Annotated in this window: 19 protein-coding genes and 1 pseudogene; 17 read left to right on the plus strand and 3 right to left on the minus strand. The window is 56.6% G+C overall.

The features are described from left to right. The first annotated feature begins 75 nt into the window (after positions 1-75). The 9 genes from J4772_RS09920 (at position 76) to J4772_RS09960 (ending at position 8,521) form a co-directional block, all read left to right on the plus strand. Entirely contained in the window at positions 76-1,866 is a 1,791-nt protein-coding gene (locus tag J4772_RS09920) for an L-fucose isomerase (RefSeq protein ID WP_209075101.1), read from the plus strand. 125 nt (positions 1,867-1,991) lie between these two features. Beyond that, a complete protein-coding gene (locus J4772_RS09925; protein WP_209077080.1) occupies positions 1,992-2,648 on the plus strand; it encodes a class II aldolase/adducin family protein in 657 nt (218 codons plus the stop codon). Positions 2,649-2,682: 34 nt separating this feature from the next. Further along, positions 2,683-4,176: a rhamnulokinase gene (locus tag J4772_RS09930; protein WP_209075102.1), complete on the plus strand. Its 1,494-nt coding sequence runs from the start codon at positions 2,683-2,685 to the stop codon at positions 4,174-4,176. A 36-nt stretch (positions 4,177-4,212) separates the two neighbouring features. Beyond that, complete coding sequence (fucU, locus tag J4772_RS09935; protein WP_116058820.1) at positions 4,213-4,644, plus strand: L-fucose mutarotase; 432 nt, start codon at positions 4,213-4,215, stop codon at positions 4,642-4,644. A gap of 176 nt (positions 4,645-4,820) precedes the next feature. Continuing rightward, a complete protein-coding gene (locus tag J4772_RS09940; RefSeq protein WP_209075103.1) occupies positions 4,821-5,420 on the plus strand; it encodes a TetR/AcrR family transcriptional regulator in 600 nt (199 codons plus the stop codon). Positions 5,421-5,494: 74 nt separating this feature from the next. Continuing rightward, a complete protein-coding gene (locus J4772_RS09945) occupies positions 5,495-6,697 on the plus strand; it encodes an MFS transporter (protein ID WP_209075104.1) in 1,203 nt (400 codons plus the stop codon). A gap of 92 nt (positions 6,698-6,789) precedes the next feature. Beyond that, the gene (locus J4772_RS09950; protein WP_247741067.1) at positions 6,790-7,413 is read left to right on the plus strand and encodes a GyrI-like domain-containing protein; all 624 of its coding nucleotides are present in this window, start codon (positions 6,790-6,792) and stop codon (positions 7,411-7,413) included. A gap of 34 nt (positions 7,414-7,447) precedes the next feature. Further along, positions 7,448-7,951, plus strand: coding sequence for a GyrI-like domain-containing protein (locus J4772_RS09955; RefSeq protein ID WP_247741068.1), 504 nt, complete (start codon positions 7,448-7,450; stop codon positions 7,949-7,951). 162 nt (positions 7,952-8,113) lie between these two features. Next, positions 8,114-8,521, plus strand: coding sequence for a DUF6232 family protein (locus tag J4772_RS09960; protein ID WP_209075105.1), 408 nt, complete (start codon positions 8,114-8,116; stop codon positions 8,519-8,521). Positions 8,522-8,817: 296 nt separating this feature from the next. Here the strand turns inward: J4772_RS09960 and J4772_RS09965 are convergent, their stop codons facing one another. The 3 genes from J4772_RS09965 to J4772_RS09975 all read right to left on the minus strand — a co-directional run bounded on the left by J4772_RS09965 (position 8,818) and on the right by J4772_RS09975 (position 12,235). Continuing rightward, on the minus strand, positions 8,818-10,122 hold the full coding sequence (locus J4772_RS09965; protein ID WP_209075106.1) for a hypothetical protein: 1,305 nt from the start codon (positions 10,120-10,122) through the stop codon (positions 8,818-8,820). 106 nt (positions 10,123-10,228) lie between these two features. Then, positions 10,229-11,245, minus strand: a complete 1,017-nt coding sequence (locus J4772_RS09970; protein WP_116058824.1) for an LLM class flavin-dependent oxidoreductase — start codon at positions 11,243-11,245, stop codon at positions 10,229-10,231. A 162-nt stretch (positions 11,246-11,407) separates the two neighbouring features. After that, a complete protein-coding gene (locus J4772_RS09975) occupies positions 11,408-12,235 on the minus strand; it encodes an AraC family transcriptional regulator (RefSeq protein WP_209075107.1) in 828 nt (275 codons plus the stop codon). Positions 12,236-12,349: 114 nt separating this feature from the next. Here J4772_RS09975 and J4772_RS09980 point away from each other — a divergent pair. The 8 genes and pseudogenes from J4772_RS09980 to J4772_RS10015 form a co-directional block, all read left to right on the plus strand. Next, positions 12,350-14,308, plus strand: a pseudogene (locus J4772_RS09980) (alpha-galactosidase); the annotation flags it as partial. A gap of 62 nt (positions 14,309-14,370) precedes the next feature. Further along, positions 14,371-14,610 (plus strand): DUF3892 domain-containing protein, encoded by a 240-nt coding sequence (locus tag J4772_RS09985; protein ID WP_116058827.1) that lies wholly within the window; start codon positions 14,371-14,373, stop codon positions 14,608-14,610. A 201-nt stretch (positions 14,611-14,811) separates the two neighbouring features. Next, complete coding sequence (gene araA / locus J4772_RS09990) at positions 14,812-16,296, plus strand: L-arabinose isomerase (protein ID WP_209075108.1); 1,485 nt, start codon at positions 14,812-14,814, stop codon at positions 16,294-16,296. 494 nt (positions 16,297-16,790) lie between these two features. Continuing rightward, complete coding sequence (gene glgB, locus J4772_RS09995; protein ID WP_209075109.1) at positions 16,791-18,737, plus strand: 1,4-alpha-glucan branching protein GlgB; 1,947 nt, start codon at positions 16,791-16,793, stop codon at positions 18,735-18,737. A 5-nt stretch (positions 18,738-18,742) separates the two neighbouring features. Next, complete coding sequence (locus tag J4772_RS10000) at positions 18,743-19,909, plus strand: glucose-1-phosphate adenylyltransferase (RefSeq protein ID WP_209075110.1); 1,167 nt, start codon at positions 18,743-18,745, stop codon at positions 19,907-19,909. Continuing rightward, positions 19,906-21,018 carry a glucose-1-phosphate adenylyltransferase subunit GlgD gene (gene glgD, locus J4772_RS10005; RefSeq protein WP_181917427.1) on the plus strand — a complete coding sequence of 371 codons (1,113 nt, stop codon included), beginning with the start codon at positions 19,906-19,908 and terminating at the stop codon, positions 21,016-21,018. Before J4772_RS10000 ends, glgD begins: the two co-directional genes overlap by 4 nt. Before the next feature lie 53 nt (positions 21,019-21,071). Further along, positions 21,072-22,499 (plus strand): glycogen synthase GlgA, encoded by a 1,428-nt coding sequence (gene glgA, locus J4772_RS10010; RefSeq protein ID WP_209075111.1) that lies wholly within the window; start codon positions 21,072-21,074, stop codon positions 22,497-22,499. A 15-nt stretch (positions 22,500-22,514) separates the two neighbouring features. Further along, on the plus strand, positions 22,515-24,491 hold the full coding sequence (locus tag J4772_RS10015; protein ID WP_209075112.1) for a glycoside hydrolase family 15 protein: 1,977 nt from the start codon (positions 22,515-22,517) through the stop codon (positions 24,489-24,491). The last annotated feature ends 170 nt before the right edge of the window (positions 24,492-24,661 follow it).

Here is a 24,661-nt window from a genome sequence, read left to right on the forward strand (position 1 = left end):
AATTGACAGCAAGCGTTTTCCTTGGTAACTTGAGGTTATCGATAACATTTTTTTATTTCATTGGAGGCTGATCACATGGCAGACCAACAGTTCAGGTGGAAAGGCGAATTCCCGAAAATCGGCATTCGTCCAACGATTGACGGCCGACGCAGAGGCGTCCGCGAGTCACTGGAAGAGCAAACAATGAACATGGCTAAAGGGGTTGCCAAGCTTCTTTCCGATCACCTTCGCTACCCGGACGGTACGCCGGTCGAGTGCGTGATCGCCGATTCGACGATCGGCGGCGTGGCGGAATCCGCGGCTGCGGCAAGCAAGTTCGCTAAGGAAAATGTAGGCGTTTCAATTACGGTTACGCCTTGCTGGTGCTACGGCACGGAGACGATGGACATGGACCCGGCGATTCCGAAGGCGGTATGGGGCTTTAACGGTACCGAGCGTCCGGGCGCTGTATACTTGGCCGCCGTATTGTCCGCTTATGCGCAAAAAGGGCTGCCGGCATTCGGTATCTACGGCAACGACGTACAGGACGCGGGCACGACGGACATTCCCGAGGACGTCAAGGGCAAGCTGCTCGGCTTTGCAAGAGCGGGACTGGCCGTTGCGCTGATGAAGGGCAAGTCGTACCTGTCGATGGGTTCGGTCTCGATGGGCATCGCGGGTTCGATCGTTAACGACGCGTTCTTCCAGGAGTATCTCGGACTGCGCACGGAATACATCGATATGAGCGAATTCGTCCGCCGTTTCGACGAGCTGATTTACGATCCGGTAGAGTATGAGAAAGCGCTTGCCTGGGTGAAGGAAAACTGCATCGAAGGCCCGGACAACAACCCGCCGCATCTGCAAACTTCTCGCGAGCAGAAGGACAAGGATTGGGAGACGGTCGTCAAAATGACGATAATCGCCCGCGATCTGATGACCGGCAACCCGCGTCTGGCCGAGCTAGGCTTTGGAGAAGAGGCGCAAGGCCACAACGCGATCGTCGGCGGTTTCCAAGGACAGCGTCAATGGACCGACCACTTCCCGAACGGCGACTTCATGGAGACGATTCTGAACTCCTCGTTCGACTGGAACGGTATCCGCGCTCCTTATATGGTGGCGACCGAGAACGACAGTCTGAACGGCGCGGTCATGCTGTTCGGCAACCTGCTAACGAATACGGCGCAAATTTTCGCGGACGTTCGCACGTACTGGAGTCCCGATTCGGTTGAGCGCGTAACGGGCCACAAGCTGTCCGGCGCGGCTGCTGGCGGCATCCTGCATCTCATCAACTCCGGTTCAGCAACGATGGATGGCACGGGCGAGCAGACGAAAGACGGCCAGCCGGCAATGAAGCCATTCTGGGAAATTACAGAAGAGGAAGCGCAGAAGTGTCTCGACGCGACCTCCTGGCGTCCGGCGTCGGTCGAATATTTCCGTGGGGGCGGCTACTCCTCCGACTTCCTGACTCGCGGCGGCATGCCGATGACAATGTCCCGTTTGAATATGGTCAAGGGTATCGGACCGGTGCTGCAAATCGCGGAAGGCTATTCCGTCGACCTGCCTTCGGAAGTGCATGACGCGCTCGACAAGCGGACGGATCCGACTTGGCCGACGACCTGGTTCGCTCCGACTCTGACGGGCAAGGGCGCATTCAAGAACGTATACGACGTCATGGATAACTGGGGCGCGAACCACGGCTCGATCAGCTACGGCCATATCGGCGCTGACCTGATCACGCTCGCTTCGATGCTGCGCATCCCGGTCAGCATGCACAACGTGCCGGATGAGCAGGTTTTCCGTCCGCGGGCCTGGGGACTGTTCGGCACCGACAATCCGGAGAGCGCGGACTATCGCGCATGCAACAACTTCGGACCGCTGTACAAATAATAAATCAGACAAAGCTGTCGTAAGGGCGTGTCTGAATACTCCGAGGCAATCGGGTGTTCAGACACGCCCTAGCTCCCTGCCGGGAGGGCGGCAGTCGTTTGTCCATAGAATGGAGTCAAGCGAATATGAGCAGCCAGGAAATTCGTCAGGAATTGTGCAAGTACGCGCAGAAAACAGTCGCCAACAAGCTGGTCGTCGGACCGGGCGGCAACCTTAGCGCGCGCCACGAAGGCAAAATGTATTTATCCCCAAGCGGATTCGCGCTGGATGAAATCCAGCCGGAGCAATGGGTAGAGGTCGACATCGAGACCGGCGAGATTACCGATATCGGACTGCGTCCGTCCTCGGAAGTGCTGATGCACTTATATGCGTATCGCCAAAATCCGAACATCGGCGCGATGGTGCACACGCATCCGCCATATTGCATCGCTTATACGCTGGTGGAGAAAGATCTGCCGATCATGTTCCCGGATCAGGCCGCGCTCGTCGGCAAAACCGTATACGTAGATTACGTGCTGCCGACGACCGACAGATTGGCCGACGCGGTTGTGGAGAAAATCGAGCATTCGTCGATTTTGCTCGGCAACCACGGCCTCGTAACGACCGGACGTAACCTGCGCGAAGCATATTATCGGACGGAAGTCGTAGAGGAAAGCGCGAAAATTTTCCTGATCGCCAAAGCGATCAAGGAGCCTAAAGTGTTGACGAAGGAAGAGTTCGAGGAGATCGCGTCGCTGGAGAGCGAGGCTTATCGGATACAACTGCTGCAGAAAATGAAATAAAACGGACGCCGCGAGGAGAGAAGGAGGAACCGCGATGACACAAGGAGCCGCCGTACTGGCCTTTGATATGGGCGCCAGCAGCGGCCGCGCGCTTGTCGGCCGACTGACCGAAGGGGATACCGGCAAAAGCAGCCTGGAAGTAACGGAAATCCACCGTTTCCCCAATCACGCGATCCAGGTCGGCAAGCATCTGCACTGGGATACGCTCCGGCTGCTGCACGAGATGAAGAAGAGCATCCGCTTCGCGTTCCAGAAGGGCTTCGAGCCGGCGACGTTCGGCATCGATACGTGGGGCGTCGATTTCGGGCTGCTTGACACAAACGGCGAGCTGCTCGGCAGCCCGTACCATTACCGCGACCCTCAGACGGAAGGGTTGATCGAAGAGGTAAGCGGCTTGATCGGACAGCGCGCGCTGTTCGAGCAAAGCGGCTTGCAATTTATGCCGTTTAATACGCTGTATCAGCTCTACGCAATGGTTAAGGCAGCTTCTCCGAAGCTGGAAGTCGCCAAGACGCTGCTGCTGACGCCCGATCTGTTGACATACTTGCTGACCGGAGTCAAGTCGTGCGAATTCACGATGGCGACAACGACGCAGCTGTTCGATCCAGCCCGACAGGCGTGGAATACGGAGCTGATGGAACGGCTTGGCATTCCGTCGCATCTCTTCCTTGAACCGGTGCAGCCAGGGACGATAGTCGGCCCGCTCTCTCCGGAAGTGCAGGAGGAACTGGGAGTGCCGGCGATTCAAGCGGTAGCGGTCGGCACGCACGATACCGAGTCGGCGATTGCCGCCGTACCGGCCGGCGAGGAGCCGTTCGCCTTCCTCGTATGCGGAACGTGGTCGCTGCTTGGAACGGAGATGGACGGCCCGCTGCTGAGTCCCGAGACGATGGAGCTGGAGTTTTCCAACGAAGGCGGCGTCGGCGGCACGTATCAGCTGCTGAAAAACATCATGGGCCTGTGGCTGCTGCAGGAATGCAAGCGGGAGTGGGACGAGCAGGGCAAGGAGCTTGGGTTCCCGGAATTGGTCCGATTGGCGGAACAAGCCGCGCCGTTTCGCAGTCTTATTCATCCCGACGATCCGCGGTTTTTCTCGCCCGGCGGCATGGCCGACAAGATCCGCTCGTTCTGTGCGGAGACGAAGCAGCCGATTCCGCAAAGCGAAGGCGAGATCGTCCGCTGCATCCTCGAAAGCTTGGCGCTGAGGTACCGTCAGGCGCTGGAACAGGCGGAGAAGCTGACTGAACGCGTATACGGCGGCTTGCACATGGTCGGGGGCGGTATTCAGAACGAGCTGCTGTGCGGGTTTACTGCTAACGCGATCGGCAAACCGGTGTGGGCCGGACCGGTCGAAGCGAGCGCGATCGGCAACATGCTGATGCAATTCGTCGCGCTTGGAGAGTGCAAGGACTTGAAGGAGGCGCGCAAGCTTGTCGCTGCCTCGTTCCCTGTTGATATCTACGAGCCGGAGTCCGATTCCGGATGGGCGGAAGCCTACGAGAAGTTTCTGGGCTTCGGACGGGTATGATCCGGATATGATCGATTCGAAAGGAGTTGGCGGCGGATGCTAAAAGGAATATCAAGCCTGATTTCGCCCGAATTGCTGAAAATACTGATGGAGATGGGCCACAGCGACGAAATTGTGCTGGCGGACGGCAATTTTCCGGCGGCCAGTCACGCGCGGCGCCTTATTCGCGCCGACGGACACGGCGCTCCCGAGCTGTTGGATGCAATACTGGAGCTGTTTCCTCTGGACCAATACGTTGACAAACCGGTCGCGCTGATGCAGGTTATGCCGGGAGACACGGTCGAGACGCCGATCTGGAATGCTTACGGGGAGATTATCGAAGCTCGTACCGGTCTGACAGCGCCGTTCGAGGAGGTCGAACGGTTCGCTTTCTACGAGCGCGCGAAGAATGCGTATGCGATCGTCGCCACGGGTGAGGGAGCGCTGTACGCCAACCTCATATTGAAGAAGGGCGTTATTGCGGACTGATACGAACTGAATTTAGTTGAAGCGTTCCGAGCCTTCTGCAAGGCTGCTGAAGTCGAACGGGTTAGGCAGGAACGGGGCCGAAATTGCAACGGAAAGCATTACAGTTTGCAATTTCGGTTTTTTTACGTTAGAATACTGAATAAACGTTCAGTATAAATGGCGGTGACAGTATCGGAATGAATAAAAAGAAGCTGCAAAGCGAGCAGACGAAAAAAAAGGTGGCCGATGCGGCGAAGGCGTTGTTTGCGCTCAAAGGGTACAAAGCGACTTCGATCGAGGACATCGTAAGCGCCACCGGCTGCAGCGCGGGAAATATTTATTATCATTTCAAGAGCAAGGAAGGGCTCTTCCTGCACTTGCTGCAAGAGTGGGATCGGGAGTGGGAAAGCGGCTGGACGGAGAAGGAGCGGCTGTACCCGACATCGAAGGAAAAGCTGATCGGCATGGCGGAGCAGCTCTTTACCGACAATTTGAACCATCCTTTGACGAAGGCTTCGGACGAATTTTACAACAATTCGGAAAAAGCGAACGACGTCGAAGAGCGAATTGCCGAGATGATTGCTGGGTATGTTAGCTTTAATCGCAAACTGCTTCAGGAAGGCATCGACAACGGAGAATTTAAGCCGTTCGATACGGAGAAGATGGCTGTGATTTTGGACAGCGTCATTTACGGACTGAGTCAGCATTCGCGCAAATTAGACCGCCAAGGAGCGCTCTCTCTGTATCGCACTGCGATGGAAACGTTTCTGTACGGAATCGCCAAGCGAGAAGGGTGAAGCTAACGCCGTATCCCTTTTTTTATACCCTCATTTAGAATGAATATTCAGTATTATTTTGGAGGATTTTCATCATGGAACTGCTGCTTAGAAAAAGAGGGGCGATCTTGCTCCTTATGCTCAACATTTTTCTTATTTTTATGGGGATCGGGCTCGTTATTCCGGTTATGCCCAAATTCATGACGCTGCTCGATATCAGCGGCTTCATTGTCGGTTTGCTGGTAGGGGCATTCTCGCTGACTCAGCTGTTGTTCTCGCCCTTTGCGGGTCGATTGTCGGACTCGTTGGGACGGAAAAAGATTATTATCGCGGGCATGCTCGTCTTCGCTTTGTCGGAGTGGATGTTCGGGATCGCGCATTCGTCCGTCTTGCTCTTCGCAGCTCGTTTTCTCGGCGGACTCGGCGCAGCGCTGATCATGCCAGCGGTTATGGCCTACACGGCGGACATGACATCGAACGAGGAACGGGCGAAAGGCATGGGGTTGATTAATGCGGCGATCACGACCGGGTTTATTATCGGACCGGGCATCGGGGGATACTTGGCGGAATTCGGCATACGCGTTCCGTTCTATGCCGCTGCGATTGCCGGTCTCGGAGCTGCGGTTTTGACCGCCTTTATTTTGCCGGAATCGCTCGTGTCTGCTAAATCCGCAATCAAGGAGGCAGCTCCCGAGGAGCGGGAAAGCTTGTGGAGCATGCTACGGAATTCTTACAAACAGCCTTATTTTCTCAGTCTCATTCTCGTGTTCGTTATTTCCTTCGGCCTGGCCAACTACGAGACGATCTTCGGTCTGTTCGTCGATCACAAGTTCGGATTTACGCCGAAGGACATCGCCTTTATTTTGACGTTTGGCTCCATTTCGGGGGCTGTCGTGCAGTTGACTGCTTTCGGCTGGATTATGAACCGGTTCGGGGAGCGGAATGTGATTACGTTTTGCCTGCTTTCATGCGGCTTGTTTATTTTGCTTACGATTTTCGTCAGCGGCTTCTGGATGGTGTTCGCGGTTACGTTTATCGTCTTCCTGTCGATCGATATTTTGCGTCCGGCGATCGGAACGCAAATGTCGAAGATGGCGGAGGAACGGCAGGGCTACGTTGCAGGTCTCAACTCGGCGTTTACGAGCCTCGGCAACATCGCCGGTCCGGTTATCGCCGGATTTCTGTTCGACGCGGATGTCAACTACCCTTACGTGCTGGCTGCAGTCGTTCTGATTATCAGCTTCATTATGGCTGCCAGGGCGGGCGCTCGGGCAACAAAAGCTGCGGTCGCGAGGTAATTTGAATAACGCGGAAATTTATGCAACCCTGACAGACAGTTGTCAGGGTTGTTAGGATATAGTGGAGTTATCGCGACGGAGGTGAAGAAGTTTTGAATGGAAAGATAGATTACAAAAAGGATTTCAAAACGCTCTATATGCCGAAAACGGCGCCGGAAATTGTAGATGTGCCGAGTATGCCGTTTTTTACGCTGAGCGGTTCCGGAGACCCGAATAGAGAGGCATTTGCCGAAGAGACCGCAGCATTGTACAGTTTAAGCTATGCGGTGAAAATGTCGTACAAAAGCGATAATGTACCGGCGGGCTACTACGAATATACGGTTTTCCCGCTTGAAGGCGTATGGGATTTGCTGGATCGCTCCAAGCCTGCGACGGATAAAAGCAATTTGAAATACAAGATTATGATCCGTCAGCCCGATTTTTTGACCGAGCCGATGTTTGAGCGCTTCTTGGAACAGACGAAGAAGAAAAAGCCGAATCCGTTTCTTGGACAGGTCCGGTTCGAGCGCATTTCGGACGGGCTTAGCTGTCAGATGATGCACTTGGGCAGCTTTGACGACGAGCCGCAAAGCTTTGCGCGTATGGAGACGTTTTGCGAAGAGCAGGGCTTTATTCGTACAAGTCTGCTCCATCGGGAAATTTATTTGTCGGATCCCCGCAGGGTTGAGCCGGCCAAGATGAAGACGGTGCTGAGATTTCCTGTGAGGAAAAGCTGAATCGGCAAAACTTTAACCAAGGAGCGAATGAGAAATGAATAGCGGAGCGGGAGACAAAATGGTTAGTTTGGATTCGTGTAAACTGATCGGAATTGATGTGCGTACGACCAATCAAGCGGAAGTGAGCGGGCAGGGGAAAATCGGCGAGCTGTGGGGGCGATTTTGGAGCGCTGACGTACAGGGAGCGCTGGCTAAAGCTGCGCAAGAGGGAGACGCGCGCGTCTACGGCTGCTATACGGATTACGAGAACGGCGCAGCCGGAGAGTATACAATTTTGATCGGCCGCATGGCGGGACAAGCCGAAGACGTTCCCGAAGGGCTGACGACGGTCCACGTTCCCGCGGCGAAATACGCGGTCTTTACGACAAGGCGCGGTCCGTTCGGAGAAGTCGTTCACGAAGCTTGGCAGCGCATCTGGGAATGGGCGTCGTCTTCGTCCGAATGGGAGCGAACGTATACTGGCGATTTTGAGCTGTATGACGAGCGCAGCGCCGATCCGGAGAACGCCGTAGTCGATATCTATATTGCCGTAAAATAGTTTGGCACGGGGGGACTGTTGATCGAGACTGTCGATCGACGGTTCCTTTTTTCGCTTGAAAGGCAGTTCTCCGCTTTTTTTGACGATGTAAGCGTTGTTAGGTAGGTATTTCCAAACGGATGTCGAAATAACAGGGGTGAACCTATCCTCAGGAGGAATACGATGGAAAACCAACCGATCTACAAAGACAACAACTTCACGATCACAAGAGAACTGTTCGTCAGCGGCAATGCCCGGTTTGCCATCCAACACCTGTGCTCGATTCGGCTCGTCAAGTCAAGAAGGCAGATTCCGTATGCGCTGCTCGTTCTCGAGCTGACTTTGATCGCAACCGGTTTGATCTTGGACTTCCGGTTTCATGAGTATGTATCGCTGCTCGGCGGCGCGGGACTGATCGCCAACATTCTCGTCTATATTTTGGTTAAACCCGTCCATAAGCTGACGCTTGTGTTCTCCTCGGGAGAGAAGGAGATTATCGGCGTCACCGATTATATGTATCTGGAAGGGCTTGCGAATGCGTTCAGCCGCTCGATCACGGAAACCCGTCACAAAAATTTAATGGTGGGTTAGACCGTTAAACACAACATCGAGGGATGAAGATGTGGGCGTCTATCTCTTTAGCATGCTATACGATCCTGAAAGTTGAACGCTAAACCCGTGATAGGGTACTTTCAGGATCGTATGGTGAGTTTGCGCTGGGAAGCTAGGTGGAAAATCGTACAACGCAGCTCGAACCAGGCCTAAACGGCGGACGTTTGTTCAAAAATCGTACAATGCCTGCCCTGTTCAGGCTCAAACGACGAACATTTGTAGGGAAAACCGTACAAATAGACCGCAATCAGGGATGTCCCTAGAGTGTCTGCGAATTATTTGGATTCGCCTTGCAAGTAGTTATAGAACGGACCGTCGACCCAAAAGTTGTAACTGACGACTTTCGCGGACGAATCAAGCTTCTTGAAGCCTTCGGTTACGGAAGCGGATTGATCTTTCAGCGAGAAGGACTGCGCATAGTACTTGCCCGCGGAAATTTTGTTGTTGGCAATTTCTTTATAGCCGCCCAGCTCGGTCAACGAATAGTAGAGCGGCTGCCACCACGAGCCATAGATCAGACCGGGTTGATCGTCTTCGTTTTTCTTCGCGTACGACAGGATAATTCGGTCGAAGCGCTCCTTATCGTAAGTCGATTCGAATTCGAAAGCCAGATCGTACTCTTTGGCATACTCGATGTAATTGCCGTTCTCGATCTGGACGACCTCGAACAGATCGGACTGCCCCGGATCCCCCCACTCCTTCAAATAAATAAAGGCGGAAGTTTTCGGCTCGAACTGAACCTTTGCTTTGATTTTCTCGCTGCGCAGCAGACCGACAAGCTGGAGCGCGTGCTTGAAGTCTGAATGTCCGTATACGACCGACAGGGAATCGAGGAAATTGGCGTCGAAGCGGCTGTCCTTCAGGTTGTACCCTGTGACGAGATTTTGCTTCAGCGCCTTGTCGACGATTTGGCGAAGCTCGGGAGCCTGAATAATGTCCGAGGTCCGGTAAGCGTCGCCTAGCTTCACGAGAATGTCTGCGTCCGTCGTAGTGCCGAGATAGCGTTTGTATAGCCCTTTCGCTTCAAGCACCTTGCCGAGCAGGACGGCAGCCAGCGAAGAAGGGGCGACGGCATCGTTGCGGATTTCCGGGTAGTAGCTGGAGACGAGAAGGCCCGTGTTGACGGCTGCGGCCAAAATTTTGGCCTTGTCGGCAGCGTATTCCTCGGATGTCCAGCCGAGCTTGACCCAGGCCAGAGAGACTTTGGCTTTGTTCGCCGAGTATGTATAGGCGAGCTCTTCGAGATCGGCCGCCTTAAGTGCAAGCGATACGGCTTCGATCGCCGTCAATGGCTCCGATGTATTGCCGGTCAGAACGATCGCTTTCTCCGTTCCCGGCGACACGACGGCGTTCAGAGCGTCTGCGAATTGTCCGCGAGTCCATGAAGCTGCGACGGCGATGCCGTATTTCTCTTGCAAGTAGTCGGCATATTCCTGCGCTTGCGGCGACAGTACGGAGTCGGCAAACGTCGCGATTTCTGCCGCAGCGACGTGCTGCGGCAGAAAGGCGGCCGGAGTGGTCCAGACTAGAGCCGCGGCTAGAGAGAGCGCGACGATCGATTTCGAACGGTGTTTTACCAATATAAATCCCCCTATGCAGATCGGATATTAAGAAATAATAAAACCGATCATATCACCAGGTTTAATGGCTGTCAATCCATGGGTTGCTGTCGGTCTGACATAAGCTTTAGCCTTGAAGTTCTCGGCCGACCTCGGCGACCAGCTCGTAGGAGCGAAGGCGCGCGTCGTGATCGTAGATTTGCGAGGCGATGATTAGCTCGTCGGCCCCGGTCGACTCGATTATGCCCTTGAGTCGCGCTCGAACCTGCTCCTTGTCGCCGACGACGGCGAAGCCAAACTGCCGGGTCAGCGCCGCTTCCTCATACGGGGTCCACAGGCCGTCCATACTGTCGACCGGTGGCGGGAGCTGGGCGAAGCGCCCGCGGATCATATTCAGGAACGCTTGCTGCTGCGAGGTAGCAAGCCTTTTTGCTTCCTGCTCGGTATCGGCGGCTGTGACGTTGACTCCGATCATCGCGCATGGCTTATCCAGCACCGCCGAGGGGCGGAAGTTCTCTCGGTACAGTTCAAGCGCAGGCATCAGATAGTCCGGCGCGAAATGGCTGGCGAACGCGAAGGGAAGGCCGAGCTGCGCGGCGAGCTGCGCGCTGAAGCCGCTGGAACCGAGCAGCCATATCGGCACGTTCAGTCCTTCGCCGGGGATGGCGCGTACGATCCCGTTGCTCGGCGCGTCGTCCGGCTGAAAATAGGCGCGCAGTTCCGCGAGCATGGCCGGGAAATCCTCTCCGGCGCCGCCGTGCTCCCGCCGCAGCACCCGAGATACGGCCTGATCGGAGCCCGGAGCGCGGCCCAGTCCAAGATCGATGCGTCCCGGATAGAGCGATTCGAGCGTGCCGAATTGCTCGGCGATCACGAGCGGGGCGTGATTGGGCAGCATGATGCCGCCCGAGCCTACGCGAATCGTGGACGTGCCTCCGGCGACGTGGCCGATCAGCACGGAAGTGGCCGAGCTGGCGATGCCGGGCATGCCGTGGTGCTCGGCCATCCAAAAGCGGCGGTACCCCCATTTCTCGGCTTGACGGGCAAGATCGAGCGTATGGCGGAAGGAAACGGAGGCCGAGCCTCCCTGTGTAATCGAAGCAAGATCGAGGACGGAGAAGTTAAGGGTATTCGAATGTGTCATGATAAGTTATTCCTCCTTAATATTGTTAAGTTTGGTCAATAAATGCAAAGCCCATCGGGGGTACGTCAAGCAAAAGTGACGCAGCAGGGGGCGAAAAGGCGGTGATAGATGCCCCTGAGCGGGTTTTCAGACACACCCTAATTGCCTTGCATTTCGTCAGGGTCACAGACCGGCGCGAGGGCCGCGAAACTGCTCCGGGCTTATGCCTTCTATTTTCTTGAACACGCAGCTGAAATAGCTCGGACTGTCGAAGCCGGCTCTCAGCGCCACTTCCCTGAGCTTGAGCTGGGGCTCCTGCAGCATCAGCTTCTTGCTCCGGTTGATCCGTTCCCGATTGACGTATTCCATCGGCCGCAGTTGGAAGGCGTGGCGGAACAATTGGCACAAATATTGGGAGCTGACGTCGATCTGCGCCGCCAGCTCTTCGATCGATACGACTCGATGGCAGTTGTCCTCGATGAAGCGGATAACCGGTTGCAGCTTCAAGCAAAGATGAGGAGCGGCAGCAGCGTTTGTCCTTACGTTCCGGGACAAGTCCAGAAGCAGGCCGTACAGCAGCTTGGAGCACTCCGCCCCGAGAAAAGGGCTGCCGGTAAGCGACGTCGCATAGATCGCCTTCATCTGTCCGATCAGACTGTCGGAGTCGGACAACGCGTACACGCCGGAGCGGCGAATGCCCGACATGCTCATCCACAACGGCATCAGACTGCCGTTAAAAGCGATCCAATGAAGCCCCCAAGGCTCGACAGTCGGATAATAATCGTGCGCCTCATTAGGAAGCAGGAGGAAGCCCTGGCCGGGCTTAACCTGCCAGCGCGTTCCGTCAACCTCCAGTTCGCCGAGGCCCGTTGCCGACTGCAGCCATTGGTAATCCGGGAAGCCGTCGGGCCGCCTTGTACGTTCTTGAAATTCCCAGTGGCCGATGCTCGTCAAATAGAGCGGAAGACGCGAATCGGATTCGGTCACAATCGGAAAAGAAGGCTGAACCACCGATGATACTCCTTTCATATTTTGATAGAAAGATGAAAATGTTGAGATAGGAATAGGGAAGGAACGAATTTATAATACGAATATAGTGATATTATAACCGAAAAAACCGCCGACGGCACGTCGGGCGAAGAGGAGAGACGGGAAGAATGGGAATCCGCTATCGCGAACAAGAAAACGACCGTAGCGGAGTTTGCCTGCACCGCTCATCGCATATTCTCGGGCAAGCCTGAGCTGGAAGGTCTGCCTTCCATCTATGCCGAGCGGGAGGACGAGGCGCAGACGCTCGAGCTGACGCTGAAGGACGAGCTGTCCGGCCTCGAAGCGGTACTGAGCTACACCGTATTTGCCGCTCACGACGCGATCGCGCGCTCCGTCAGACTGACGAACGGAGGTCGCTCGCCGCTTCGCCTGCTTCGGGCGATGAGCGCGAGCGTAGACTTCAACCGCGACTCGTTCCGTATGCTGCAGCTGTCCGGATCGTGGGCAAGGGAACGGGACTTGTACGCACGGGAGCTTGTCCCCGGCATTCAGTCGATCGAGAGCCGCAGAGGCTCCAGCAGTCATCAGCACAATCCGTTTATTGCGCTTGTTGCTCCCGGCGCCGACGAGCAGCAAGGAGAAGCGTATGGATTCAGCCTTGTGAACAGCGGCAGCTTCGTTGCTCAAACGGAGGTCGACCAATTCAAGACGGCAAGGGTGTCTATCGGCATCAATCCGTTCGATTTCGAATGGCGATTGGAGCCGGGGGAAAGCTTCCAAACTCCCGAAGCGGTTATGGTCTACTCGTCGGATGGACTCGGCGGCATGTCGAGAACCTATCACCGTCTCTATCGGACCCGTCTCTGCCGCGGCGTTCATCGCGATCGGGCAAGGCCTGTTCTTGTGAATAACTGGGAAGCGACTTATTTTCAATTTAATGCCGACAAAATCGAGAGCATCGCCAAGGTAGGCCGCGAGCTCGGCATCGAGCTGTTTGTGCTGGACGACGGCTGGTTCGGCCGCCGGGACAGCGACAATTGCTCGCTAGGCGACTGGAAGGTCGACTATCGCAAGCTGCCCGGAGGACTGGAGGATCTGGCCGCGCGCGTCAACCGGCTGGACATGCGATTCGGCCTCTGGTTCGAGCCGGAGATGGTGTCCCCGGACAGCGACTTGTATCGCGCGCATCCGGATTGGTGTCTTCACGTTCCGGGACGGCGCAGAACGGAGGGGCGTCAGCAGCTCGTGCTCGATTTGTCCCGCGAGGACGTATGCGACTATTTGATCGAATCGATCGGAGCCGTGCTTCGTTCGGCGCCGATCACCTACGTCAAATGGGACATGAACCGCAATATGACGGAGATCGGCTCGGCGCTGCTCTCGCCGCACCGGCAGCGCGAAACCGCTCACCGGTACATGCTCGGCCTGTATCGGGTACTGGAGGCGATCACGTCGCAGTTTCCCGATATTCTGTTCGAGAGCTGCTCCGGCGGCGGCGGACGCTTCGATCCCGGTATGCTTTATTACATGCCGCAGACGTGGGCGAGCGATAATACGGACGCGATACACCGTCTGCGCATTCAGTACGGGACGAGTATGGTCTATCCGGTCTCTTCGATGGGAGCCCACGTCTCCGCCGTGCCGAACCATCAGACCGGACGGTTGAAGTCGCTCCAAACGCGAGCGGACGTCGCGATGTCGGGCAATTTCGGCTACGAGCTGGATCTGACCCAGATGACGGACGAAGAAAAGGCGGAGGTAAAGAAACAGGTCGAATTTTACAAGGAAATCCGCCATGTGGTCCAATTCGGCGAGTTCTACCGTCTGCGCAGCCCGTTCGAGGGCAATGACGCAGCCTGGATGTCCGTAACGGAAGATGGGACTGAAGCGTTCGCCGTTCATGTGAACGTGCTTGTCGAACCTAACGGACCTCTCGAATGGTTGAAGCTTCAAGGTCTCGACCCGGCAGCTCGCTACCGCGTCGAAGGCAGCAGAGAAGTCTACGGCGGAGATCAGCTCATGTATGTCGGCCTGCCGATCCCGCGCGCGCATGTCGATTACAAGAGCCATGCGTGGAGACTCGTTCGTCTGTAAGCCCGGTCGGTGTCTGCATAATTTTCCCACAGCTGCGGACACTATGTATCGGAGGTGGTCTTATGGAACAACAAGACGGCAAACCGCACGTCACGGCCGTCCGTAAAAACGGAGACGGAGACATCGTCGAGCTTCAGTTGTCTTCCGGACAAGTCGTCGGCTACAAGGAAGCGCAGCAGATGGCCAAGAGCGATCAAATCGCCAACGTCAACGTGTTCAAGGGGCGCGACGGAGACGAACATCTTCGTTCCGATCCCGACGGCCGCGAGGACAACAATTTGGACAACCTGCCGACTTTCTAAGTCTGACACCCGCGCCGAGCGCAGCCCGACCCGAATTTATCGGGAAGGGCTGCGCTTTTTGATATCCCGATCGGCTGTCGGAAACCCACTTGTGCCGTCAAAGAAACAGTTGTATTCTTCAAACAGTTCCCCTACAATAAACGAGTAAACATGTACGTACAAGTTATTATCTATTCTTATTCCTGGCAGGAGGATTGTGCAATGTTAAAGCTACATCCTTATGAATTTTGGTTTGTTACCGGTAGTCAGCACTTGTACGGACCGGATACGCTGGAAGAGGTAGCCGGCCACTCGCGGGAAATGGCGGAGGCGCTGACTGCGGATTCCGCCGTTTCTTATCCGATCGTATTCAAGCCGGTTGTAAAAACGCCGGAAGAAATTCGCCAGCTGTGCGCGGACGCAAATGCGAGCGCTGCTTGCGCGGGCATTATTACGTGGATGCACACGTTCTCGCCGGCGAAAATGTGGATCGCAGGCTTGTCCGAGCTGCGCAAGCCGCTGCTTCATCTGCATACGCAATACAATCGCGACATTCCCTGGGACACGATCGATATGGATTTTATGAACACGAACCAGGCCGCTCACGGGGATCGCGAGTTTGGTTTTATCGGAGCTCGGCTGGGCATTTCCCGCAAGGTCGTCGTCGGTCATTGGCAGGACCCGCAAGTTCGGCGGCGGATTGCCGGCTGGGAGCGGACGGCGGTGGCAAGCGTCGAGAGCCACAAGCTCAAGATTGCCCGCTTCGGAGACAATATGAGGGAGGTCGCCGTGACGGAAGGCGACAAGGTCGAAGCGCAGATCCGTTTCGGATGGTCGGTGAACGGCTACGGCGTTGGCGATCTCGTCCAACGGGTAAACGCGGTAACGAAGGAACAAGTCGAACAACTGCTGGCGGAATATGACGCGGCCTACGAGATCGTCGAGGAGGGACGTCGCCCTGGCGCTGTCAGGGACGCGATCGCTTACCAGGCGAAGCTCGAAATCGCGCTGAAGTCGTTTCTGGAGGAAGGCGGATTTACCGCGTTCACGACGACGTTCGAGGATTTGCACGGGCTGGAGCAGCTTCCCGGGCTTGCCGTGCAGAGGCTGATGGAGCAGGGCTACGGATTTGCCGGAGAAGGGGATTGGAAGACGGCAGCCCTAACCCGGATTGTGAAAATTGTCGCAGGCGGCGTCGATACGTCTTTCATGGAAGATTACACTTATCATTTCGAACCCGGCAACGAGCTCGTGCTCGGCGCGCATATGCTGGAGGTATGCCCTACGCTAGCGGCCGCGAAGCCGCGCATCGAGGTGCATCCGCTCGGGATTGGCGGCAAGGCCGATCCGGCGCGCATCGTATTCGACGGAAAGGGCGGGTCGGCGCTCAACGTGTCCGTTGTCGATATGGGCAGCCGCTTCCGCATGATCGTCAATGAGGTGGAGGGCGTCGCCGTGAACAAGGCGATGCCGAAGCTTCCCGTGGCGCGAGTGCTGTGGAAGCCCCAACCTTCGCTGCAGATCGGCGCGGAAGCGTGGATTTTAGCCGGAGGAGCGCACCATACTGTCTATTCGTTCGCGGCGACGACCGAGCAGATGCTTGATCTCGCCGATCTTTTCGGCATCGAATGCGTTGTGATCGACGAGCATACGAGCCCCGTGCGGCTGCGCAACGAGCTGCGCTGGAGTCAGGCCGCCTGGAAATAAATATTAACTTTGGCGAAGAGAGGCTGTTCCTAGGCAGAGTTGGTCCGGATTATCGATAGACTAAGAAAGGGGGGACATCCCTCTTGTTCATCGATAATCTCCGGAGCAGCTTGAAGCGCTTAGGGCAGCCTCTCTTCGGCGTCCAACGATTCGTTGGACGCCCGGGATAATTGCAGATCTCCGGCAGGAAACGAACGGTCGGAATGCGAATTATTGAAAGAGCATAGATATAGTTCCACGCAGGGGAGGGACGACTTCTATTAAAGGGGGGACAAAAGGTCCGATTTTGATTGCGAAATCCGTGTATGGAGCGGAATCGACGTCGCGCTTTTTGAATGCTCGTTCCCGCTAAATTAGGGTGATTAATTGTGAGGTTTTCGTTATAATGGATGTAACCTATATGTAAGTTGTCAGCGAAGTTGACAGAAAATTCTCGAAATTTGTCGACAACTTACAGGATAAGGGTTTGAAAGCCTTGGGGGAGGTGACGTTGCATGCAGGAATCGCCGGCTTTTGTATCATCCGACGACCTGTACCTGTTTAATACTGGGCAGCTATTTCGAGCTTACCTTACCTTTGGCGCACATGTGATGGAAGTTGAAGGGGAGCCTGGCGTACGCTTTGTTCTCTGGGCGCCTAATGCGCGCGCCGTATTCGTCATCGGTGATTTCTGCGATTGGAGCAGCTCCGATCGATCCCGGGCAATCGAGCTGGAGCGGATCGGAACGACCGGCGTATGGGTTGGATTTGGCCGTGGGCTGGGCGACGGCAGCCGCTACAAGTACGAGCTGATCGACGCCGAAGGCGAGCGCCGGTTGAAGAGCGATCCGTTTGGATTCCGCTCCGAGCTGCGACCGAATACGGCCTCCGTCGTGACGCCGCTCGCTTGTTACGACTGGAAGGATAGCGAATGGATGCAGCTTAAACGGCAGCGCCTCCCGTACGACAAGCCGATGCTCATCTACGAGGTGCATCTCGGCGCCTGGCGAATGGACGCGCCGGAGCAATTCCGGAGCTACGCGCAGCTGGCGCGGGAGCTTGTCGATTACGTCGTCGACATGGGCTATACGCACATCGAGGTGCTTCCGCTGGCCGAGCATCCGCTGGATCGCTCGTGGGGCTACCAGACGACCGGCTATTATGCCGCCACCAGCCGTTACGGACCGCCGGAGGGCTTGATGGAGCTTGTCGACTGCGCCCATCGGCGCGGGGTTGGCGTTCTGCTCGATTGGGTCAGCGGCCATTTCTGCAAAGACGAACACGGACTGAGGCTGTTCGACGGAACGCCGCTCTATGAGCCCTCCGATTACCGCCGTGCCGAGAAGCCGCTGTGGGGCACGCTGGCCTTCGATTTCGGCAAGCCCCAGGTGCAGAGCTTCCTGATCTCCAACGCGCTGTTTTGGCTGGATATGTACCATATCGACGGACTGCGCGTCGACGCGGTGGCCAGCATGATCGACCTCAATTTCGATAAACCCGACTCGATGCGCACGACGAACCGCTACGGCGGAACGGAGGACATCGAAGCGCTCGCTTTTTTGCGCAAGCTGAATGAAACCGTCTTTCGCTATTACCCCGAGAGTCTCATGATGGCTGAAGATTCTTCTTCCTACCCGGCCGTCACCTCGCCTACCTATCTTGGAGGCCTTGGGTTCAATTACAAATGGAATATGGGCTGGATGAACGATATGCTCCGCTACATGGAGACGGACCCCGCCCGCAGATCCGACCGCCATTCTCTAATCACGTTTTCCCTGCATTACGCCTATTCCGAAAATTACGTGCTGCCGCTGTCGCACGACGAGGTCGTACACGGCAAGCATTCGATGCTGAACAAGATGCCGGGAAGCTACGAGGAGAAATTTGCGAATCTCAGACTGTTTTACGGCTATTGGATGAGTCATCCCGGCAAAAAGCTGCTTTTCATGGGCGGCGAGTTCGGCCAGTTCGACGAATGGAAGGACGACTCGGGACTCGATTGGAGCCTGCTGCGTTATCCGCTGCACGACAGCATGCGCAGTTACGTTCGCGATTTGAACCGGATCTATCTGGACCGGCCCGCTCTCTGGGAGAACGATCATGCGCCCGCCGGCTTCGAGTGGATCGACGTCAACAATGCCGACCAGTGCATGCTGTCGTTCCAGCGCCGGGACAAATCCGGCCACCGTTCCGTCGTTGTCGCCTGCAATTTCTCCCGACGAAGCTATGACGTCTATCGCATCGGAGTAAGCCAATCCGGTATATATCGGCTTCTGCTCAGCAGCGACCGCGCCAATTACGGAGGTTCGGGGGCGCCGATGCCCGAACGGGTCCAAGCGACCGACATCCCTATGCACGGCAAAGCGTACAGCATCGAAATTCCCGTCCCCGCTCTCACCGTCTTAATGTGGGAGACTGAGGAGCCCGCTTCGCGTTTCTCTAACTCATATGAGGAGGTTTGATGTGCATGCGCAAAAACGAATGCATCGCCATGCTGCTCGCCGGAGGCGAAGGACGCCGATTGGGCGTTCTCACGAAAGATCTGGCGAAGCCCGCCGTTCCCTTCGGAGGGAAATACCGCATTATCGATTTTACGCTCAGCAACTGCGTGCATTCCGGGATCGAAACGGTCGGCGTGCTGACGCAATACCAGCCTCTCGTGCTGACGCAGCATCTGGGCATCGGCTCTCCTTGGGGGCTCGACCGGCGCGACGGAGGGATGCATGTTCTGCCTCCTTACGTCCGCCAGAAGGGAGGGACCTGGTACAAAGGCACGGCCAATGCCATCTACCAAAACCTCGGGTTCCTTGAAAGCTACGATCCCGAATACGTATTGATCATTTCTGGGGACCACATTTATAAAATGGATTACGATCTGCTGCTAGAGGCCCACAAGAAAAACAACGCGGATGCGACGATTGCCGTCATCAGCGTGCCGTGGGTGGACGCCAGCCGCTTCGGCATCATGAAGGTGAACGAGGAAGGACGCATCGTCGAATTCGCGGAGAAACCGAAAAATCCGACGAGCAACCTGGCGTCGATGGGCGTCTATATGTTCAACTGGTCGGTGCTGAAAGAATCGCTGATTCGCGACGAGGCAAATGCGCAGTCGTCCAACGACTTCGGCAAGGACATTATTCCGACTCTGCTTGCGGAAGACGCGCGGCTGTTCTCCTACACATTCAACGATTATTGGAAGGACGTCGGCACGATCGACAGTTTGTGGGAAGCGAACATGGATTTGCTGGAGGAGCGTCCATCGCTGCAGCTAAACGATCGTTCGTGGCGCATTTTCACCTCGAATCCGAACCAGCCGGCGCAATATGTGTCGCCGTCCGCCAAGGTGCAAAGCTCGCTGATCAACGAAGGCTGCGTCGTCGAAGGCGCGATTAATCGCTCCGTACTGTTTAACGGCGCACGCGTCGGAGAGGGCAGTCTCGTCGAGGATTCGATTCTGATGCCGGGAGCGGTCGTCGGCCGCAATGCGAAAATCATCCGCGCGATCATCGGCGAAGGCGCGATTGTCGGAGACGGCTGCCAGCTCGGCAGTGTCGATGCAGTGGACATCGCGGTTGTAGGAAGCGGAGAGACGATATGCCTGACGGCAGACGACAAGGAGGCTGAAAAGGTATGAAGCTGCCAATGATGGGCGTCATCAATTTGATTCACGAAGCGGACGAGATGGAGGCGTTGACGGCCAATCGCTGTCTGGCGTCGGTGCCGTTCGGAGGCAGATACCGGCTCATTGATTTCGCGTTGTCCTCCATGGTCAATTCCGGCATACCTAACGTTGCCGTATTCGCCCACCGGAAGTTTCGTCCGCTGATGGACCACCTCGGCTCCGGGGCGAACTGGGATTTGCATCGCAAGATGAGCGGACTGTTCGTGCTTCCGCCGTCGATGGATGACCAGACCGATTTCGGCAAGGGCGATCTGTATCACTTTTACCGCAATCGCGATTACTTTACCCGTACGCCGCTGGAATACGTCGTCATCTCACGCAGTCATATGGTGTCCAACGTCGACTTCGCGAAGGTGTTGGACCAGCACCGGGAATCCGGGGCGGATATTACCGTCGTCTGCAAACAGACGCCGGAGGGGACGCCGGGCCTCGCTCGCAAAGCGAAGCTGGACGACACGGGACGAATCGTGGAGATGCAGGATCACTTTGGCCGTTTGGACAGCGACATTGTGTCGATGGAGATGTACGTGCTCAGCAAGGAGCTGCTGCTCGATCTGGTGGAGACCTCGCTGGCTCAAGGACGCGATCATTTCGTCAGGCATTCGATTCTAACCAGATTGCACCAGCTGAACGTTCGCGCCTATATGCATGAAGGAGTGCTGGGCGTCGTTAACAACATCGCCGCTTATTATCAGCACAGCATGGAGCTGCTGCGGCCGGAGGTGTGGCGGGAGCTGTTCTTCAAGCCGGGCTCGATCTATACGAAAGTCAAGGACGAGCCGCCTACGCATTATCGAGGCGGGGCGGACGTGTCGAATTCGCTCATCGCCAACGGCTGCGACATCGAAGGCGAAGTAACGGGCAGCATTCTGTTCCGCGGGGTTAAAGTCGCTAAGGGAGCGGTCGTTCGCAACAGCATCGTCATGCAGAACGGCATTATCGGAGAGAACGGCGTGCTGGAAAACTGCATACTCGACAAAGAGGTGGAGATCCGTCCGCAGGTGCAGCTTCGAGGCTCGTCGGAAGTGCCGTTTATCGCGTTGAAGCGCAAAGTGATTTAAGCCGTCGGGAGTCAACGGGCATGTCGATCGAAGCAAACAATGGAGGTAGACGAATGAGAGTGATGTTCGCGGCGTCGGAGGCGATGCCGCTCGTCAAAACCGGAGGGCTGGCCGACGTCGTCGGCGCCCTCCCCAAGGCGCTCGCCAAGCTGGGGGCGGAGGTGACGGTCGTTCTGCCCAAGTACGAGGCGATTCCGCAAGAGATCGCGGAGGCCGCCAAGACGATCGCCGTCACGGAGGTGCAGCTTGGGTGGCGTAGACAGTATTGCGGCATTCAGGAAGTAGTCGTCGACGGAGTTCGCTTCCTTCTAATCGACAACGAATTTTACTTTAAGCGGGGACAGCTGTACGGCTACGGCGACGAGGCGGAGCGGTTCGTCTTCTTCAGCGTCGCCGTGCTGGAAATGCTGGACAAGCTGGGACGGATGCCCGACATTCTGCACTGCCACGACTGGCAGACAGGGCTGATTCCGTTCCTGCTGAAAACAAGATACGCGAATCGTCCGGGATATCGGAACATTCGAACCGTATATACGATTCATAATCTGCAGTATCAGGGCGTGTTTTCCCGCGAGCTGCTGCAGGAGCTGCTGACGACCGGCGACGATTCTTTTACGGAGGACAGCCTGGAGTTTTACGGCGCGGCGAGCTGCATGAAGGGGGGGCTGCGCTTTGCGGACAAGCTGTCTACGGTGAGCTTCACGTACGCCCGGGAGATTCAGTTCGAAGAGTACGGAGAGAAGCTGGACGGCGTCATTCGCCAGCGCTCGCACGACCTCTGGGGCATTCTGAACGGCATCGACACGGAAGTATACAATCCGATGACCGATCCTAATCTGGCGGTCAATTACCGCGACTCGCTCGAGAAGAAGCGCCGGAACAAGCTCGCGCTGCAGCGCGAGCTGGGTTTGCCGGAGGACGTCGGCGTGCCGCTGATCGGGATCGTCTCGCGATTGACGCAGCAGAAGGGCTTCGATCTGATCGCAGAGGCGCTGTCGGAGCTGCTTAAGGAGCGCATTCAACTCGTCGTCCTCGGCTCGGGAGAGCCGGGCATCGAGGACATGCTCCGCGGCGCGCTGCCCGCCAACCGGGACAAGATGGCGATCTGGTTCGGCTTTAACGAAGGCTTGGCGAGACGGATTTATGCGGCTTCGGACTTGTATCTAATGCCTTCGCGCTTTGAGCCGTGCGGTCTCAGCCAACTGATCGCCTTGCGTTATCGGTCGGTGCCGATCGTGCGCGAGACGGGCGGGCTGAAAGACACGGTTGCGCCGTATAACGAATATACCGGTACGGGAAACGGTTTTACGTTTGGCCCGCCGACGGCGCACGATATGCTGTACACGATTCGCCGCGCGCTGTCGTTCTACGGCGACGCCGAGCATTGGGAACGAATCGTGGCTAACGGCGCCAAGAACGATTACGGATGGGAGTCATCTGCTGAACTTTATTGCAAATTATATCGCGAGCTTGTCAGCTAAGAGGGAGAGGATAGCATGGCACGTCATCTGGTCATCGGAAATGGAAAAATGCTCGTTAATCTGGATAATCGCTGCTTCATTCGGGACGTTTATTTTCCGTATGTGGGACAGCTTAATCACGTCGGCGGACACGCCTGCCGGTTTGGCGTATGGTGCGACGGCCTGTTCGCCTGGCTGGACGATCCGGAGTGGAGCATCGAGCTCGGCTACGTCGAAGACTCGCTTGTCACGAACGTCACGGCCCGCCACGAGCGGCTGGGACTGGAGCTGCAGCTTAACGACGGCATACACCAAAGGGAGAGCATTTACTTAAAACGCGTCGTTGTGCGGAATTTGCGGGAGTACGAACGGGATGTCCGGGTGTTTTTCCACCATGACCTGATGATCGACGGCAACGAGGTCGGGGATACCGCCGCGTTTTATCCGAGCAACCGCACCGTTTTTCACTATAAGAGATCGTCGTACTTCATGTTTAACGGCCGTTCGGATCAGGGCGGCATCTACCAGTTTTCCACCGGCATCAAAAGGTTTCACTCCGCAGAGGGAACGTGGAGGGACGCCGAGGACGGAGAGCTGATGGGCAACGCGATCGCGCAGGGATCGGTCGATAGTACGATCAGCTTCCGCACGTCGGTTCCGGTCGGCAGCGAGCGCACGATCTATTATTGGATGTCTGTGGGCGAGAGCATGGAGGAGGTCAAGCGGCTGGATCAATACGTGCAGGACAGCCATCCGGAGAAGCTGCTCAGCCGCATCGTCATCTACTGGAATCAATGGCTGTCGCGGGCCGGCGGCAGCTTTGGCGATTTGCCGACGGCCGTCGTCCGCCAATTCAAGCACAGCCTGCTGATCGTCAAGACGCAGACCGACGAGCGCGGCGCCATCATTGCGGCGAACGACACGGACATCCTGCAATACAACCGCGACCACTACAGCTATATGTGGCCGCGGGACGGGGCGTTGATCGCGGACGCAATGTCGCTAGCGGGATACCACAGGACGATAGCTCCGTTCTTCCAGTTCTGCGGGCGCAACCTGTCTCCGGAAGGCTATCTTCAGCATAAGTACAACCCGGACGGCACGGTCGGTTCAAGCTGGCACCCTTATGTCGTGAACGGAGTTCCGCGACTGCCGATTCAAGAGGACGAGACGGGACTTGTGCTGTACGCGCTCTGGAAGGATTACGCGCGACACGGTGAGATCGAGCTCGCGCAGTCGTTGTACAGCACGCTGATCCGCAAAGCCTCCGCCTTCCTATGCGACTACATGGAGCCGGAGCTGGATTTGCCGAAGCCGAGCTACGATCTGTGGGAGGAGCGCTACGGCATCTGGACGTATACGGTTGCTTCGGTATACGGAGGCCTGATGGCGGCTGCTTATTTCGCCGACCTGTTCGGGGACTACGACCGCAGCGATCATTATCGCGAGGTTGCCGAGCGCATCAAGCGCGGCATCGAAGAGCGGCTGTGGGACGAAGAGGCGGGACGGTACGCGCGAGGGCTTGTACAGCAGGACGGCCAATGGGTGAAGGATATGACGGTGGAGAGCAGCCTGTTCGGCCTGTTCGAGTTCGGCGTATTCCCGGCGGACAACGACCGGGTCGCCAAGACGATGCAGGCGATCTCGGAGAAGCTGCGGATCAACACCTCCATCGGCGGTATCGCTCGCTATACGAACGACTACTATTTCCGCCAATCGGACGACATCGAGCGGATTCCGGGAAACCCGTGGATCATCTGTACGCTGTGGGTCGCGAACTTCCAGATCGAGACGGCCCAAGACCCTGCAGCGCTGGGGGAGCCGCGCCGCACGCTAGAGAAGGTCGCGGGCTTCGCGCTCGCTGGCGGCAATCTGCCGGAGCAGCTTCATCCGGAGACGGGCGAGCCGTTGTCGGTCGCTCCGCTTACCTGGTCGCACGCCACCTATGTGGCGACTGTGTGTAAATACGTACGTAAGCTGGAGCGGCTGAACGCGGCCGCTACAGGTGGATAAAACGCAAGCGAAGGAATATGTATTACGAAAAGAAGCCGATCCTTGGTAGAATGGAAGGCGTGAGCCGCTGTTCGCCTTAGGTATCGGTTTTTTCGCGATTCAGTGAGGGAAGGTAGGCTAGGGCGTGTATGCAAACCCGCTCGGGGGCAGCTTTCACCGCCTTTTCGCCC

Source organism: Cohnella sp. LGH, from assembly GCF_017671885.1.
Lineage (GTDB): Bacteria > Bacillota > Bacilli > Paenibacillales > Paenibacillaceae > Cohnella > Cohnella phaseoli.

Coding starts and splice junctions, on each gene's coding strand:
- J4772_RS09920 (WP_209075101.1), top strand. CDS start 76: ATGGCAGACCAACAGTTCAGGTGGAAAGGCGAATTCCCGAAAATCGGC.
- glgD (WP_181917427.1), top strand. CDS start 19,906: ATGAAGCTGCCAATGATGGGCGTCATCAATTTGATTCACGAAGCGGAC.
- J4772_RS09940 (WP_209075103.1), top strand. CDS start 4,821: ATGAATAAAAAGAAGCTGCAAAGCGAGCAGACGAAAAAAAAGGTGGCC.
- J4772_RS09985 (WP_116058827.1), top strand. CDS start 14,371: ATGGAACAACAAGACGGCAAACCGCACGTCACGGCCGTCCGTAAAAAC.
- glgB (WP_209075109.1), top strand. CDS start 16,791: ATGCAGGAATCGCCGGCTTTTGTATCATCCGACGACCTGTACCTGTTT.
- fucU (WP_116058820.1), top strand. CDS start 4,213: ATGCTAAAAGGAATATCAAGCCTGATTTCGCCCGAATTGCTGAAAATA.
- J4772_RS09960 (WP_209075105.1), top strand. CDS start 8,114: ATGGAAAACCAACCGATCTACAAAGACAACAACTTCACGATCACAAGA.
- J4772_RS09970 (WP_116058824.1), bottom strand. CDS start 11,245: ATGACACATTCGAATACCCTTAACTTCTCCGTCCTCGATCTTGCTTCG.
- glgA (WP_209075111.1), top strand. CDS start 21,072: ATGAGAGTGATGTTCGCGGCGTCGGAGGCGATGCCGCTCGTCAAAACC.
- J4772_RS09925 (WP_209077080.1), top strand. CDS start 1,992: ATGAGCAGCCAGGAAATTCGTCAGGAATTGTGCAAGTACGCGCAGAAA.
- J4772_RS09945 (WP_209075104.1), top strand. CDS start 5,495: ATGGAACTGCTGCTTAGAAAAAGAGGGGCGATCTTGCTCCTTATGCTC.
- J4772_RS09955 (WP_247741068.1), top strand. CDS start 7,448: ATGAATAGCGGAGCGGGAGACAAAATGGTTAGTTTGGATTCGTGTAAA.
- J4772_RS09930 (WP_209075102.1), top strand. CDS start 2,683: ATGACACAAGGAGCCGCCGTACTGGCCTTTGATATGGGCGCCAGCAGC.
- J4772_RS10000 (WP_209075110.1), top strand. CDS start 18,743: ATGCGCAAAAACGAATGCATCGCCATGCTGCTCGCCGGAGGCGAAGGA.
- araA (WP_209075108.1), top strand. CDS start 14,812: ATGTTAAAGCTACATCCTTATGAATTTTGGTTTGTTACCGGTAGTCAG.
- J4772_RS10015 (WP_209075112.1), top strand. CDS start 22,515: ATGGCACGTCATCTGGTCATCGGAAATGGAAAAATGCTCGTTAATCTG.